14 protein-coding genes are annotated in these 14512 nt (G+C 72.1%); 11 read left to right on the top strand and 3 right to left on the bottom strand.

The genetic code is table 11. The features are described 5' to 3' along the window. Nucleotides 1-109 precede the first annotated feature (109 nt). Nucleotides 110-820 carry a hypothetical protein gene (locus ACIBG4_RS25640; protein WP_397203960.1) on the bottom strand — a complete coding sequence of 237 codons (711 nt, stop codon included), beginning with the start codon at nt 818-820 and terminating at the stop codon, nt 110-112. A gap of 140 nt (nt 821-960) precedes the next feature. Here ACIBG4_RS25640 and ACIBG4_RS25635 point away from each other — a divergent pair, with 140 nt between their 5' ends. Next, entirely contained in the window at nt 961-1641 is a 681-nt protein-coding gene (locus ACIBG4_RS25635; RefSeq protein ID WP_397203959.1) for a hypothetical protein, read from the top strand. Here ACIBG4_RS25635 and ACIBG4_RS25630 read toward each other — a convergent pair. Together ACIBG4_RS25630 and ACIBG4_RS25625 are read right to left on the bottom strand one after the other, a co-directional pair. Further along, on the bottom strand, nt 1553-3508 hold the full coding sequence (locus tag ACIBG4_RS25630) for an NACHT domain-containing protein (protein ID WP_397203958.1): 1956 nt from the start codon (nt 3506-3508) through the stop codon (nt 1553-1555). The genes ACIBG4_RS25635 and ACIBG4_RS25630 overlap by 89 nt on opposite strands. Next, nucleotides 3509-4513, bottom strand: a complete 1005-nt coding sequence (locus ACIBG4_RS25625) for a hypothetical protein (protein WP_397203957.1) — start codon at nt 4511-4513, stop codon at nt 3509-3511. Nucleotides 4514-4739: 226 nt separating this feature from the next. Between ACIBG4_RS25625 and ACIBG4_RS25620 the strand changes: the two genes are divergently transcribed. From ACIBG4_RS25620 to ACIBG4_RS25575, 10 genes are all read left to right on the top strand, one after another. Then, nucleotides 4740-5654 (top strand): NmrA/HSCARG family protein, encoded by a 915-nt coding sequence (locus ACIBG4_RS25620; RefSeq protein WP_397203956.1) that lies wholly within the window; start codon nt 4740-4742, stop codon nt 5652-5654. Then, nucleotides 5651-6517, top strand: coding sequence for a TIGR03620 family F420-dependent LLM class oxidoreductase (locus ACIBG4_RS25615; protein ID WP_397203955.1), 867 nt, complete (start codon nt 5651-5653; stop codon nt 6515-6517). Before ACIBG4_RS25620 ends, ACIBG4_RS25615 begins: the two co-directional genes overlap by 4 nt. Before the next feature lie 181 nt (nt 6518-6698). Continuing rightward, nucleotides 6699-7661 (top strand): DUF6772 family protein, encoded by a 963-nt coding sequence (locus tag ACIBG4_RS25610; RefSeq protein WP_397203954.1) that lies wholly within the window; start codon nt 6699-6701, stop codon nt 7659-7661. Between the two features lie 8 nt (nt 7662-7669). Further along, complete coding sequence (locus tag ACIBG4_RS25605; protein ID WP_310712519.1) at nt 7670-8005, top strand: hypothetical protein; 336 nt, start codon at nt 7670-7672, stop codon at nt 8003-8005. A 13-nt stretch (nt 8006-8018) separates the two neighbouring features. After that, the gene (locus ACIBG4_RS25600) at nt 8019-9566 is read left to right on the top strand and encodes an ABC transporter substrate-binding protein (protein WP_397203953.1); all 1548 of its coding nucleotides are present in this window, start codon (nt 8019-8021) and stop codon (nt 9564-9566) included. Nucleotides 9567-9632: 66 nt separating this feature from the next. Continuing rightward, nucleotides 9633-10655, top strand: coding sequence for a LacI family DNA-binding transcriptional regulator (locus ACIBG4_RS25595; RefSeq protein WP_310712517.1), 1023 nt, complete (start codon nt 9633-9635; stop codon nt 10653-10655). Then, nucleotides 10652-11578: an ABC transporter permease gene (locus ACIBG4_RS25590; protein WP_397203952.1), complete on the top strand. Its 927-nt coding sequence runs from the start codon at nt 10652-10654 to the stop codon at nt 11576-11578. The genes ACIBG4_RS25595 and ACIBG4_RS25590 overlap by 4 nt, the downstream gene beginning before the upstream one ends. Beyond that, nucleotides 11578-12486, top strand: a complete 909-nt coding sequence (locus ACIBG4_RS25585; RefSeq protein ID WP_397203951.1) for an ABC transporter permease — start codon at nt 11578-11580, stop codon at nt 12484-12486. Before ACIBG4_RS25590 ends, ACIBG4_RS25585 begins: the two co-directional genes overlap by 1 nt. A gap of 5 nt (nt 12487-12491) precedes the next feature. After that, nucleotides 12492-13493, top strand: coding sequence for an ABC transporter ATP-binding protein (locus ACIBG4_RS25580; RefSeq protein WP_397203950.1), 1002 nt, complete (start codon nt 12492-12494; stop codon nt 13491-13493). Next, nucleotides 13477-14502, top strand: a complete 1026-nt coding sequence (locus ACIBG4_RS25575) for a dipeptide ABC transporter ATP-binding protein (RefSeq protein WP_355441654.1) — start codon at nt 13477-13479, stop codon at nt 14500-14502. Before ACIBG4_RS25580 ends, ACIBG4_RS25575 begins: the two co-directional genes overlap by 17 nt. Nucleotides 14503-14512: the final 10 nt, after the last annotated feature.

The raw sequence follows: 14512 nt of genomic DNA, 5'->3' as shown, positions 1-14512 counted from the left end.
GAGCCCACCCTAGGGCAGCCGCCCCCGCGCCCGCCAGGCCCGGGGACGACCGGCCGGGCCGCCGGAGGCGGTTCGGTTCGGGCCGGTGCCGGTTCGGTTCGGGCCGGTGTCAGGAGGTCGTCGTGGGGGCGGCGGTCGGCGAGGGCGAGGAGGTGGGCTGTCCGGGCTGGTCGCCCCGGTGCCGGCGGTCTCCCCGGCCGAACCGGCCCTGCCCGTCCCGCAGCGTCCCGTCGGGCGGGGTCCCGTCACGCAGGGTCCGGTCGCGCGGGCTCCGGTCGCGCAGGGTCCGGTCGCGGATCGCGACGGCAGTGGCCGTGCCGCCGTCCACCTTGGCCATGACCATGACCTTCTGCCCGGTCTTGACCGTGTCGATGCCGCCGCTGCCGCGGTTGAGCCGGGTGTCGGCGTTGACCGCGTACTCCTTGGTGTAGCCGTCCTCGCTCTTGACGGTGACCGAGTCCTGGTCGACGGCCGTGACGTCGCCGTACTGGGTGGCGACGGTCACGTACGCGCCCGCACCGTCGGGGACGACGTACTCGCCGTGGATGGGCGGACCGCCGATGCCCGTCCTGTGTCTCCAGCCCGGCGCCCTGTCGGAGGGGGCCCCGGAAGGAGTGGCGGACGGCGTACCGGACGGGCTCGCCGACGGCGACGGTGACGGCGCGGGTGACAGCACCGCCGCGGCGGCCACGCCGGCACCCGTGACCAGGGCGAGCGAGGTGGCGGCGACGAGCAGCAGGGAGCGGGGGAAGCGGCGTCCGGGCGGCGGCTCGTTCGCCAGGGTCTCCGCGGTGCCGAATCCGTCCGGCCCAGGGGTCATCTCATCCTCCCGACAGGTATGCAATGGGACAACAGTGCAGCGAACTATCTAAGACCGACGTAAGCGCCAGTTCGCCGGGGCACGCGGGCGGGACGGGCCGGTCAGTAACGCCGGGCGGCGTCTCGGGTGATACTGGCAAGATGCCGGTTACCTACGGGCCCGAGTACTCCCGCCCTGACCTGCCGGTCCCGCTGGTGCCGTTGTCGGGGGTGCCGGTGGTGGTCCGGCGAGCGCTGGCCTGGCCGGCGCCTGAGCGGGCCCCCGCGGCGACGGTCGGCTGGGCGGTGCTCACCGCCGGGCTGGCGCTGGCGGCGACCTTCGCCCCGCATCCCGCCTTCTCCGCCGCCACCTGGCTGACGGCGGGATTCGTGGTGGCGCGGGTCGTGGCGCTGCGGCAGCTGTCGCTGGCCCAGTGCCGGTTCGAGCCCGCCTGGCTGGCCGCGCAGACGCGGGTCCTGCGCGGGCACGGCTTCGACATCCTGCGCTGCACGGTCGGCGGCCGGGTCTGCGACCTGACCAGGGCCGGCGACGTGGCGGCGCTGACGCGGGCCGCGCCCGGCGCGGAGGTGATCCTGGAGTTCGGTTACCGGCCCGCGGCGGGAGACCGGGTCACGGTCGAGCGGGTCCGCCGCACGCGCGCGGAGCTGGAGATACGGCACGCGGCCTTCCCACCGGACAGCGGCCGCGTGCGCTTCCCCGAGGCGAGCTACGTCATCGGCGCGAGCGGCCGGGTCACGGTCTGGGCGCTGGCGGGGCGGGTGCTCCTGACGCCGGCGGTCGCAGCCCCGCTGCGGCCTGATCCTGCAGCAGCTCGTGCCTGAACTGGTAGTAGGGCCCGGTACGGCGGAGCACTCCGCGCTCGTAGGCGTCGTGCAGGAACGTCATCAGCCGCAGGGGCAGCGCCCGCCGCCACGCGAACCACAGCCGGACGTCGATGAATCGTCCCCAGGCGCTCGGCGCCATCATCGTGACGCCGAACCCGACCGCGCCGAGCACCGCGCCGCAGCCGGCGCCGATGAGCGTCTGCTGCCACCGGCCCAGGGTGAGCAGCCACACGTGGTCCCTGACCCGTAGCCCGGTCTCCATCCACCAGCCGAGGTAGGCGCCCACGGCGAGCCCGACCAGGCCGCCCGCGGCGAAGGCCAGCAGCACGGCCGCCCGGTCGTTGCGCAGGAAGCCGTCGGGCGTGCCGGCCTTGTCGGCGTTGGCCGGGGCCAGCGCGAGGGAGGCGGCCAGGAAGCCGACCAGGAACACCGCTCCCTCGGTGAACGCGTACGTCACCCCGTCGTACAGCACCAGGACGATCGCCATGCCGGGCGTCACGCACACCAGGCCCTGGCCGAGGCGGCGCAGCAGGTAGCGCCGGGTCAGTGTCTTGCGGAGCTTCGGTCCCGCCTCACGCGGGTAGTGCTGCCTGGCCAGCGACACCGTGAGGCCACCGGTCAGCCCGATCGCCAGGCCGAACCACCAGCCGACCGCTCCCAGCCCGAACAGCACGGTCACGGCGGTGCAGAGCGGCACGAAGATGGCCATCCCCAGCACGGTCTGGACGGTGGGGACCACCGCGCGGGGCAGCGCCTGGTGCAGCTCCCACCAGGCCAGGTCGCCGGTCCCCCGGCGGCGCAGGAACTCGGCCAGGAACCGGAGGTGGCGGGCCGCCTGTTCGGGGTCCCACCGCTGATCGGCCTCCGGTTCCGGCCGGTAGACGGCCGGCACGAACCCCGCGACCAGACCCTGCCTGATCCGTACGGCGGTGCCGTCGACGCGCGGGGTGTGGCCGCTCTCGCAGGTGCGGGCCGCCAGGAAGATCATCAACGGGGTGTCGAGGGCCTCGGCCAGCGGACCTCGCGGCTCCGCGCGCAGCCGGGCGACCAGCGCGGCGGCCGCCGGCACGTCGCCCCAGCGCGACTCGAGGTATCCGGCGGCCCCCGCGCCGTCCACCGGCAGCAGCCGCGCCACCGGCGTCCCGGCGAGCCTGCGAGTGACGGGGCCGGCGTACGCCTCGACTCGGCTGGTCAGCACGCACGGCGAGCCGGACCAGTCCTCGTCGATGGCCCTGACCACGTCGGCACGCCGCGCGGGCGGCACCTCGTCGAAGCCGTCGAACACGGCCAGCAGGCTGCCGCTCCTGATCAGCCGTTCCAACGCGAGGGGAGCTTCCCGCAGGAACGGGAACTCGGTGACCAGCCGCAGCGCCACCCACTCGCGCAGGGCCAGCCGTGGCTCCCACGACGACAGCGGCAGCGTGACCGGGATCGGCCGGTGCCGCACCGAGGACATGCGCAGCGCCAGGAGCAGGCCGAGCGTGGTCTTGCCCGAGCCTCGCCCCCCTGTCACCACCACGCGCCCTTTCATGGTGAGGAGGTGGTCGGCCAGCTCCTCGATCGTCCCGGGCAGCTCGCCGCCCGACTCGCACCGGATCGGGATGCCACGGCTGTCCGGGACGTCGCGGTTGCCCGCCTCCCGCCTGGCCGCCTTCATGACCTCGTCGGCCAGCCTGTCGGCCAGGTCGGAGGCGTCGTTGGGGGGCCGGGCGCCCCGCAGCGTGCCGATGTAGGCCACGACGAGGGCGGCGGCGGCGATGACCGCCTCCACGTTGGACCACCCGCCCACCGCCAGCCGGACGACGGCCAGGAGGACGAACGCCAGCGGGAGGATGACGAGAACCGCCGTCTGCAGCTTGCGCATCTATGAGGCTCTCTTCGGGGGGATGGCGTGGGTGCCGCCGGCCAGCAGCAGCCCCAGCGGGGTGTCTGTCGTGGTCCTGCCGCGTCCGCGCCTGTGGCGTTTGAGCACGTCAGCCACCAGGACGAGGAGGAGCGTCGCGGCGAAGGGCCGGGCGGCGGCTCGCCCGTAGCAGGCGGCCAGCCGGGGCCGCAGGGCCCGCAGCCGCGCGCCCACCTCGGCCAGGCTCACCTCGCCCCGATTGAGCGGGGTGCCGATGCCGTCGCGGAGGTCGGCGTCCTGGTCGAGGTAGTCGTCCAGGAGCTGCAGCGCCTCGCCCGCCTCCATGACCGCGTCGCGCTGCACCACGCTCATGTCCGGGTGCACCATCCCGAACAGCACGACGCACGCCAGCCCGCCCTTCCCACGAGTGATCTTGCCGAGCTGTGCCGCCGGGGTGGCGGGATCACGCTGCCGGCGGGAGAGCACCTGGTAGTCGTGCAGTTCGAGCAGCGCGGTGTGCCAGAGCTCGCCGGGAGCACGGCGGCGGATCTCCGCGTAGAGCGCGGCCAGCAGGCGCCGGTGCTGATCGCGGGCCACGGGATGCCCGCCGGCTCCGAACCCGTCGGCTACGAACCCATCGGCTACGGACCTGTCGGCCTTGGACCCGTCGGCCTTGAACAGGGATGCCACCCACGCGTCGATCTCCGCGTCGCCGCCGTTGTCGATCATGTCGTCGTAGAGCCGCGCGACCGATCCGGCGAGCATGACCAGCTCCCCGTCGCAGGGCCGGCCCGCCATCCTGGCGTAGGCGTGGATACCGACGTTGAAGGTCAGCGCGGTGCCGCGCAGGGAGGCGATCATCGCCGCCCGCTCGGGCTCGCGCAGCACGCCGCGGACGATCGGTTCCACGGCCCGCTCGAAGTCGCGCACGGCGGCGGGGGCGCAGGCGACGGCGTCCTTGAGCGCGATGGGAAGGGCGATCGCCAGCCGGGCGCACCGCAGAACGGTCAGTAAGTCGCGAATCACTGCGCTCCCATCGGCAGACGGTGAGCGCATGATGACATGACGTCGACCAGCGGTAAACACAGGCTTTCCGCCCCGTGCGACGACGGTACGACGCGCCTGGTCACCGAGCTGATCAGGCGGCGAACTTGCAAAACGGGGTGGCCCTCCATATCGTACTCGACCAGAACCGGAGGGGTACCCCACTTAGACGGGTGGCCTCCGCATGCCTACCGAGTGGAGACACATCGTGAAGACCATCGTGGTGGTGGGGGCGACCGGCCTGCAGGGCCGCGCCGTGACGGCGCGGCTGCTGGCCGAGGGCTGGCGGGTACGAGCGGTGACGCGCGACGCGACCTCCCCCGCGGCCCGGACGCTGGCGCAGGCGGGCGCGGAGCTCGTCAGCGCCGAGATGGACGACCTCGCCTCGCTCGTCGCCGCAGCCGAAGGCGCCCACGGCGTCTTCAGCGTCCAGCCCACCGTCGGCTCCCCCGGCACCGCGCCGGGCTTCGGCGCCGACGACGAGGTGCGCCGGGGCCGCAACGTCGCCGACGCGGCCCACGCCGCCGGTGTGCGGCACCTCGTCTACGCCTCGCTCGCCGGCGCCGGCCGTCACGACACCGAGAAGCTGCCGCAGAACGTGGTGAGCAAATGGCGCATCGAACAGCACATCACCCGGCTGGGCCTGCCGGCGACCTTCCTGCGCCCGGTCTCCTTCATGGAGAACTACACCGGCCCCTACCACCTGCACGGCGGCACCGTGGCCACCGCCTTCGCGGCGGACGTGCCCCAGCAGATCATGGCCGTGGACGACGTCGGGGTGTTCACCGCGCTGGCGTTCGCCCGGCCGCAGGAGTGGATCGGCCGCGCCGTCGACCTGGCCGGAGACGAACTGACCCCCGTACAGATCGCCGCCGCCATCTCCCAGGCCGTCGGGCTGTCACTGCCCTACGTCCAGATCCCCGTCGAGGCGATCGCCGAGTTCGGCGTGGACTTCGCCTACTCCTACATCTGGCTCAACGAGCGCGGCTACCGCGCCGACGTCGCCTTCACCCGCGCCCTGCACCCCGGCCTGATGGACCTGCCCACCTGGCTGGCCCGCGGCGGAGCGGCCCAGATCAAGAGCTTCCTGGCCGCGCAGGACACCGCGCGGCGGGACCGATGAGCAGGCTCGACCTCGGACGGGTCGGCATCTGGGCGGGTGAGGCGGACCGCTATCCCGCCCGCGCTCTGCGCCGGGCCGCCGCGGCCGTCGAGGACCTGGGCTATCGGGCCCTGTGGTTTCCCGAGGCGACCGGCCGCGAGGCCATGTCCCAGGCCGCCCTGCTGCTGTCGGCCACCCGGCGGACCGTCGTCGCCACCGGCACCGCCAGCATCTACGCGCGTGACGCGGTCAGCGCCGCGGCCGCGCAGCGCACCCTGGCGGAGGCGTTCCCCGGGCGGTTCCTGCTGGGCCTGGGTGTCAGCCATCCGGTTCTGGTCGCCGACGTGCGCGGGCACCGGTTCGGCCCACCGGTGGCGACCATGCGCGCCTACCTGGACGGGATCGACGCCGCCCCGTTCGGCCCGCCGGCCACCGCCCCGCCGCGGGTCGTGGCCGCGCTGGGCCCGAAGATGATCCAGCTCGCCGGCGAACGCTCGTGGGGCGCCCACCCGCTGGGCATGCCGGTCGAGCACACCCGCCAGGCCCGGAAGCTGCTCGGGTCACAGGCGCTGCTGGCCGTCACCCAGCTCGTCGTCCTGGAGCCGTCCCGCTCGCGGGCGGCCGAGCTGGCCCGCGCCCACGCGGCCGCCGCCCTGCCCAACCGGCTCACGCTGCTGCGCGACCTGGGATTCGACGACGCCGAGTCGCTCGACGACCGACTGGTCGAGGCACTGGTGGCCACCGGTGACCCCGACGACGTCGCCCGTCGCGTCGGGGAGCATCTCGACGCCGGCGCGGATCACGTCAGCATGCACGTGATCACCGCCACACCCGACGAGCCGCCGTCGCGCCAATGGGAGGAACTCGCCGCCCGGCTGCTCTGAGCGGGGGCCCTGTGAGCGGGCGGCTGCTCTGAGGCCGCGGCACATCCGGGCCGTGACCTGTTCGTGGACATCCCTTGACATGCGCGGACGCGACAAGTTAGCGTCCTCGAAACCTGGAATTAACGTTCACGTGAACGTTAATCCACCCAGGGAATTCATCGATGGGAAGGACGCCTCCAGCGTGGAGACCACCCATGTTCCGGCCGATGATCTACGGCGCGCACTGATCGCGGCGGATCCGAAGCTGTCCAAGTTCAATCCCCTGCCACGCATCCTCGCTTTCGACGAGTTCAACACCGGGACACACGGCTGGTGCGAACTCATCGGCAATCACGACGGCTACGGCAATCTCGACACCGTCGACGTCCACATGCGCGACTTCCGGCCGCCGCAGCTCAGCTCGTGCGATTTCTTCGACATCGGCACCCACGCCGCGATGAGCGGCAACTACGCGCTCAAGGTCGCCACCCGGCCGGTGACGGGCCACACCGCCGTCGCCATCCGCCGCCTGACCATGGCGCAGCGAGGGGTGGTGCAGTTCGAGACGTACTTCACCTACAAGAGCGAGGCGGCCACCGCCGACTCCTCGCTCGGCAACAGCTTCGGCGACATCGAGTGGGACGGCAACCTGCACCCGTCGGAGGCCCAGTTCGGCGCGTTCACCGTGGCCACGGACCTGTGCGACGGCGAGGGCATCCGCTACCACTGCGTCGCCCGCTACCAGAACACCGACCTGGACAACCGGCTGACCCGGCGCTGGGTCTACCCGGTGGTGCCCGAGCCCACCCCCAGGGAGAACCTGCACAACCAGGAGAACCTGTCGCCCACCGAGGACTTCACCGCGCCCGACCCGGAGGACTGGCACGCGCTGGAGGAGGAGCCGCAGTTCCTCTGCTACAACGAGGTCCCGACCAAGGTCAATTGGCATTACCTGCGCTGGCAGTTCGACACCAGGACCCGGACGAATATCGAGCTTCAGGTCAACGACCGGATCATGGACATGCGCCAGGTGCCGGTCCCCCACTATCCCGACAAGTACGACGGCCTGGAGAACCTGCTCAATTTCTACGTGAGCGTGCGCACCCATTCCCCGGTACGCAATTTCCTCTTCCTTGATTCCGCACTTATTTCCGTGGATTGGTGAACATCGGCATGAGGCATGCTCTTACCGCGGTTCTGGAGCGCAACACCACTTTCACCGCCGACTTCACGACCGAGCCGTACGAGGCCGGGTGGGCGGGGGAGGCGCGCTGGTTCGTGCGGACCCTGGCTCTGGAGGGCGAGGCGCCCGCTCTGGAGCTGACCACCCAGATCTCCCCCGACGGCCTGCACTGGTGCGACGACGACGACGCCGGCCAGGTCACCACCGAGCCGGGGCTGGTGTCCTGGCGGGTGCGCGAGTTCGGCCACTGGCTGCGCGTGCGCGGCACCCTGACCGGGTCCGGCGCCAAGGCCAAGGTCCTGATCTACCTGGCGCTCAAGAGCTGAGAGAGGAACGGACATGACAGCAACGGAGGGAGTGGGCAGGCGGCAGTTCCTGACCCTCCTGGGAGCTGGGGTCGCCGGCGCCTCCCTCCCCGCCCTGGTCTCCGGGTGCGCCCCCGGCGCCCCGGGGACGGCGGCGGCACCGGGACGGAACCGGCCGCTCAGCGCCGCGTTCTACCAGGCCATCAACGACCTGGACCCGCACGGGGCGAGCGCGGTCGACGAGGCGTCGCTGCTGGCCAACCGGCAGATCTACGACACCCTCGTCACGAGGAAGGGCGAGGAGCTCGCGCCGAGCCTGGCCACCTCCTGGCGGCAGCCCGACGACACCTCGTGGGAGTTCACCCTGCGCGAGGACGTCGTCTTCCACGACGGCGCCAAGCTGACCTCGGCCGACGTCAAGGCGTCGCTGGAGCGGCTGGCCGCCTCCGACGGCCCGCAGAAGCCCCTGTGGAGCGCCGTCGACAGCGTCGAGGCCCCCGACCCGCGCACCATCAGGATCACCACCAAGGAGCCCCTCGGCACCCTGCTGGTGAACCTGACGCTCGCCTTCGTCATCCCCGCCACGCAGATCGGCAAGGCCGACCTGTCCCGCAAGCCCATCGGCAGCGGCCCGTTCGCCGTCGAGTCGTTCACCCCGTCCTCGCAGCTGCTGCTCAAGCCCGCCGCGAACCACTGGGGCGGCGCCGCCAAGCTGTCCGGGCTGCGCCTGCCGTACATTCCGGAGGCCTCCACGCGCATGACCTCGCTGCAGAACGGCGAGGTGGACGTCACCTGGATCATCCCGCCCGACGAGCTCAAGCGGCTGGGCGGCGTCAACGGCGTGCGGATCGAGAGCAAGCCGGGCCTGAACTACTTCCTCGCCTGGTTCAACTGCGGACGCAAACCCTTCTCCGACCCGCGCGTGCGCCGCGCGCTCCACCACGCGCTGGACATCAAGGGCATCGTCTCCAGCCTGTACGGCGACGCCGCCACGGTCATGGACGCCCCGATCCCGCCCGCGGTCTTCGGCCACGCGCCGCAGCAGCCGTACCCGTACGACCCCGACCTGGCCAAGCGCGAGCTGGCCGAGGCCGGCCACGGCTCCGGCATCCGCACCTCGATGATGTGGTTCAAGGACACCGGCCCGCTGGCGACCGAGCTGGCGCAGTCGATCATCTCGGCCTGGGCCAAGGTCGGCGTCGTCGTGGAGCCGCAGCAGATCGAGAAGGCCGCCTGGATCAAGCGGCTGACGGCCCTCGACTGGGACATCGAGCTCCAGGTCAACACCGTGACCACCGGCGACGCCGACTACACCCTCGGCAGGCTCTACACCAGCACGGCCAACCGGATGGGCTACCACAACAAGGAGCTCGACGGCATCCTCGCCAAGGCCCGCTCGACCTCCGACCAGGACGAGCGCAAGTCGCTGTACGGCCAGGCGTGCGAGATCATCTGGCGTGACGCGGTCGGCGTCTTCCCCGCGGCGCTGTCGAGCACGTACGGGTTGCGCTCCACCGTGACGGGATTCGTCCCCGCGGCCAACAGCCAGCCCGAGTTCCGCACGGTGTCGACCGCCGGGTGATCCATGCGGAACTCGATCGAGTCTGGGGGCAGCATGCGTAACGCACGCCGTACCACCCTGAAAGATGTGGCCGAAAGCCTCGGCGTCTCGGTGAACACCGTGTCGCGGGCGCTGGCCGACAAGGACAGCGTCGGAGTGGAGACCAGGAACCGCGTCAAGGCCGAGGCCGAGCGGCTCGGCTACGTGCCGAACGTGACGGCGCGGTCGCTGGTCCTGGGCTCCGCGAGCACGCTCGGCATGGTGATCACCAACCCGTCCAACCCGTTCTACGCCCAGCTCATCAGCGGGATGGAGCAGCACTGCCGCAGGCACGGCTACTCCCTGCTGCTGATGGCGACGGAGGAGAGCGTGGCCAACGAGCGGCGCGCGGCCGACGAGCTGCTGCGCCGCGGCGTCGACGGCGTCCTGGTGGTGGCGGTGCAGGAAGGGGCCGACCACTGGCGGCGCTTCCGCTCGGCCGGCGTCCCGCTCGTGCTGATCAACCGTGACGTGCCCGAGCTGAACACCGACCTGGTGGGCGTCGACCATGTCCGGGGCGGCTACGAGGCGGCCCGGCACGCCATCGCCATGGGCGCCAGGCAGATCTACTTCCTGGAGGAGGACCTGGGGGTGTCCTCGGTCGCCGACCGCGTCGAGGGCTACCGCCGGGCCATGGCCGACAGCGGGCTGCCCGTGGAGCCGGACACCATGATCAAGGTGCCGACCCGGCGGCTGGAGCAGAGCGCCATGCCGTGGGACCCGAGCGAGGCGTACCGGCTGGCCAGGGAGGTCGTGCGGACCGCCCAGCGGCCCATGGCCTTCGTGGTCGGCAACGACTACTTCGCGCTCGGCGTCTACCGGGTGGCGGACGAGGCGGGGCTGAGGATCCCCGACGACATACTGGTCGTCGGCTACGGCGGCCACCCCTTCGCCCCGTTCGTCATCCCCTCGCTGACCACCGTGGAGCTGCCCGCGGCCGACATCGCCGTGTCGGCCGTGGACCACATGCTGCGGCGGCTCAAGCGGCCGGACGCCGACGGCCGGCCCGACCAGATCCTGTTCCCGCCGCGGCTGGTCGTGCGGGCGTCGAGCGGCGGGAGCGGCACATGACCGCCTTCGTCGCACGCCGCCTCGCCCAGGCGCTGCTGCAGATCTGGGGCGCCATCACCATCGTGTTCATCGCGCTGCGCGTGCTGCCGGGCGACCCGGCCGAGCTGATCCTCGGCAGCCAGGCCACCCCCGAGGCACTGGAGTCGCTGCGCACGCAGCTCGGCCTGCGCGACCCGCTGCTCGCGCAGTACCTGCACCACCTGCAGGACGTCGTCCGGCTCGACTTCGGCCAGTCCTGGCGGCAGGGCGTCAGCGCCCTCGACGCCTGCCTGGAACGGCTGGGCCCGACCCTGTCCCTGTCGGCGTGGGCAATGGTGATCACCGTGGTGCTGGGATTCCTCGCCGGCACCTTCGCCGCCCGGCGCGCCAACACCTGGGCCGACCACCTGGTCTCGGTGTCCTCGCTGGTCGGTCAGGCGCTGCCGCCGTTCTGGATCGGCATCATGCTGTCGCTGATCTTCGCGCGGTGGATGCAGATCCTGCCCAGCACGGCCGACGGGACGATGGCCGCCCTGCTGCTGCCCGCCCTCACGCTGGCGCTGCCGTTCGTGGGCTGGCTGGGCCGGCTCGTGCGCACGGGCGTCCTGGAGGAGACCAACCAGGACTACGTCCGCACGGCGTACGCCAAGGGGCTGAGCCACCGGGTGGTCTTCTACATCCACGTGCTGCGCAACACCCTGGTGCCGGTGGTGACCATGCTGGGCCTGCTCATGGGCTACTTCATCGCCAACGGCGTCATCGTCGAGGTGATCTTCGCCTGGCCCGGGATCGGGTCGCTGCTGGTCGACTCGATCACCTTCCGCGACTACTCGGTCGTCCAGGCCATCCTCACCGTCATCACGGTCTGCTACATCATGCTCAACCTGCTGGTCGACGTGCTGTACGTGTACCTCGACCCCAGGATCCAGTTGGAGAACGCCTGATGCCAGTGAAAGCCCCTGACCGGAGCGACGCGACGGCGTCACCGAACCTGCCCAAGCGGCTCACCGTGACCAAGCGGCTGGCCGGGCTGCCGGCGCGTGCCCACCTGGCCCTCGGGATCGTCGCGCTGTTCGTGGTGGCCGGCCTGCTCGGGCCGCTGCTGGTGCCCTACGACGCCGCCCTGACCAGCCCGGTCGACCGGCTGCTGCCGCCCGGCAGCCGGCTGTCCGACGGCGCCGTCGCGTGGCTGGGCACCGACCAGGTCGGCCAGGACGTCCTGGCCGAGGTCCTCGCCGGGATGCGCACGTCGCTGACCGTGGCGGTGGTGACCGTGGCCGTCGGCGGATCGGTCGGGCTGCTGCTCGGCCTGCTGTCGGGCTACTTCGGCGGCTGGGCCGACGGGGTGATCTCCCGGATCGGCGACATCCAGCTCGCCTTCCCCAGCCTGCTGCTCGCGATCCTGCTGGCGGGCGTTCTCGGCCCGAGCATGGTGAACGTCATCATCGCGCTGGCGGTGACCCGTTGGGTGATCTTCGCCCGGGTGGTGCGCGGCTCGGCGATCGCGGTCCGCGACCGGGAGTTCGTGGACTCGGCCCGGGTGATGGGCGCCTCCCACGGCCGCATGCTGCTCCACTACATCCTGCCGTCGTGCCTGCCGCCCCTGCTCGTGGCGGCGACCGTACAGGTCGGCCTGACCATGGTCGCCGAGGCGTCACTGAGCTTCCTCGGTCTCGGCGTGCCCTCCTCCCAGGCGTCCTGGGGCTCGACGATCGCCGAGGGCCGCGACTACCTGGCGTCGGCCTGGTGGATCGCCGCCGCGCCCGGCGCCGCCCTGGCGCTGGTGGTGGTGAGCATCGGGATCCTCGGCGACCTGCTGCGCGACGCCTCCGACCCGATGACGGAGCTCTGACGACGGTGCACGAAACCAGGACACCCCTGCTGCAGGTCGAGGACCTGGCCGTGGAGTTCGACACGCCGAGAGGCCCGCTGCGGGCCGTGCGCGGGGTGTCGTTCCAGGTCGGCGAGTGCGAGACGCTGGCGATCGTCGGCGAGTCCGGCAGCGGCAAGAGCGTCACGGCGCACACGCTGATGGGGCTGACGCCCCTGCTGGCCAGGGTCGCCGGTGGACGCGTCGCGATCGAGGGCCGCGACGTCGTCGGCCTGCCCGACCGCGCATGGCAGAAGCTGCGCGGCGAACGGATCGCGATGATCTTCCAGGACCCGCTGAGCGCGCTCAACCCCTCGCTGACCGTGGGCTACCAGATCGCGGAGATGTTCCGCAGGCACCGGGGCACCGGCCGGGCCGAGGCCCGCCGCCGCGCCGCCGAGCTCATGGCCCAGGTCGGCATCCCGGACGCCGAACGGCGGCTGAACGACCACCCGCACCGCTTCTCCGGCGGCATGCGCCAGCGCGTCATGATCGCGATGGCGCTGGCGCTCGACCCGATACTGCTCATCGCCGACGAGCCGACCACCGCACTGGACGTCACCGTGCAGGCGCAGATCCTGCGGCTGCTGCGCCGGCGCCAGCAGGCCGACCGGCTCGGCATGATCCTCATCAGCCACGACCTCGGGGTGGTCGCCCGCGCCGCCGACCGGGTCGCGGTGATGTACGCGGGCCGCATCGTCGAGACCGGCACCGTCGCCGAGGTCTACCAGCGGCCCGCGCACCCGTACACGATCGGGCTGATGCGGGCGGTGCCCACCGTGCGGGACGGTGACGCCCCGCTGGAGGCGATCGAGGGCCATCCGCCCGACCTCGCCGCGCCGCCCACGGGCTGCGCCTTCCACCCGCGCTGCCCGTTCGCCCGGGACATCTGCCGCGAAGAAGACCCGCAGCCGCGTGACCTCGGCCCGCGCCGGGCCAGCGCCTGCCACTTCGCCGAGGAGATGATCGCGCATGCCCGCACCCGCTGAGCCCCTGCTGGAGCTGACGGACCTCGTCACCGGCTACCGCGTGCGCAGCGGCATCGGCCGCCCCGGCGGGCAGGTGCGGGCCGTGGACGGGGTGAGCCTGACCGTGCGCCCCGGCGAGACCGTCGGGCTGGTCGGCGAGTCCGGCTGCGGCAAGTCCACGATCGCCCGCACCATCGTCGGCCTGGTACGGCCCTCCAGCGGCAAGGTGCTGTTCGAGGGCCGCGACCTGACGGCGCTGCCCGCCAAGGAGATGCGCAGGCTCCGCCAGGAGATCCAGCTCATCTTCCAGGACCCGTACGCCGCGCTGAACCCCCGCATGACCGTCGCCGCGCTGATCAAGGAGGCGTGGCGCATCCACCCCGGGCTGGTGCCGCGTGAGCGGTGGGACGAGGAGGTGCGCGGCCTGCTGAGCCGCGTCGGACTGCGCCCCGAGCACGCCGACAGGTACCCCCACCAGTTCTCCGGCGGCCAGCGGCAGCGCATCAGCATCGCCCGCGCGCTGGCCGTGCGGCCCCGGCTGATCGTCTGCGACGAGGCGGTGTCCGCCCTGGACGTCTCGGTGCGGGCGCAGATCCTCAACCTGCTGCGCGAGCTGCAACGCGACCTGGGCGTGGCGTACCTGTTCATCTCCCACGACCTGGGCGTCGTCCGCCACCTCTGCGACCAGGTCGCGGTGATGTACCTGGGCAAGATCGTGGAAACCGGCTCCAAGGAGGGCGTCTACCAGCGGCCGTCGCACCCGTACACGCAGGCGTTGCTGTCGGCGGCGCCGAGCCTGGACGACTGGCGGGGCGACGAGCGCGGCGAGATCGTCCTGAGCGGAGATGTTCCCTCACCGTTGAACCCCCCGTCAGGCTGCCGTTTCCGTACGCGCTGCTGGCGGGCCCAGGATCGATGCCGGGACGAGGAGCCGGCGCTCGTCGACCGGGACACGGGCCATCCGGTCGCCTGCCACTTCCCCGAAGCCGTCCCCACCCCGAGCACGACGGCGGCCGAGACCGCCTCATGAAGGAGCGACC

It is taken from the genome of Nonomuraea sp. NPDC050383 (genome assembly GCF_044459125.1).
Taxonomy (GTDB): Bacteria; Actinomycetota; Actinomycetes; order Streptosporangiales; family Streptosporangiaceae; genus Nonomuraea.
The sequence above is the reverse complement of the archived record's forward strand: the minus strand, read 5'-3'. Positions and strand labels throughout refer to the sequence as shown.

Bases quoted from the DNA above. Each gene is read 5' to 3' on its own strand.
- ACIBG4_RS25640 (WP_397203960.1), bottom strand. From the start codon at position 820: ATGACCCCTGGGCCGGACGGATTCGGCACCGCGGAGACCCTGGCGAAC.
- ACIBG4_RS25635 (WP_397203959.1), top strand. From the start codon at position 961: ATGCCGGTTACCTACGGGCCCGAGTACTCCCGCCCTGACCTGCCGGTC.
- ACIBG4_RS25630 (WP_397203958.1), bottom strand. From the start codon at position 3,508: ATGCGCAAGCTGCAGACGGCGGTTCTCGTCATCCTCCCGCTGGCGTTC.
- ACIBG4_RS25615 (WP_397203955.1), top strand. From the start codon at position 5,651: ATGAGCAGGCTCGACCTCGGACGGGTCGGCATCTGGGCGGGTGAGGCG.
- ACIBG4_RS25605 (WP_310712519.1), top strand. From the start codon at position 7,670: ATGAGGCATGCTCTTACCGCGGTTCTGGAGCGCAACACCACTTTCACC.
- ACIBG4_RS25600 (WP_397203953.1), top strand. From the start codon at position 8,019: ATGACAGCAACGGAGGGAGTGGGCAGGCGGCAGTTCCTGACCCTCCTG.
- ACIBG4_RS25590 (WP_397203952.1), top strand. From the start codon at position 10,652: ATGACCGCCTTCGTCGCACGCCGCCTCGCCCAGGCGCTGCTGCAGATC.
- ACIBG4_RS25585 (WP_397203951.1), top strand. From the start codon at position 11,578: ATGCCAGTGAAAGCCCCTGACCGGAGCGACGCGACGGCGTCACCGAAC.
- ACIBG4_RS25575 (WP_355441654.1), top strand. From the start codon at position 13,477: ATGCCCGCACCCGCTGAGCCCCTGCTGGAGCTGACGGACCTCGTCACC.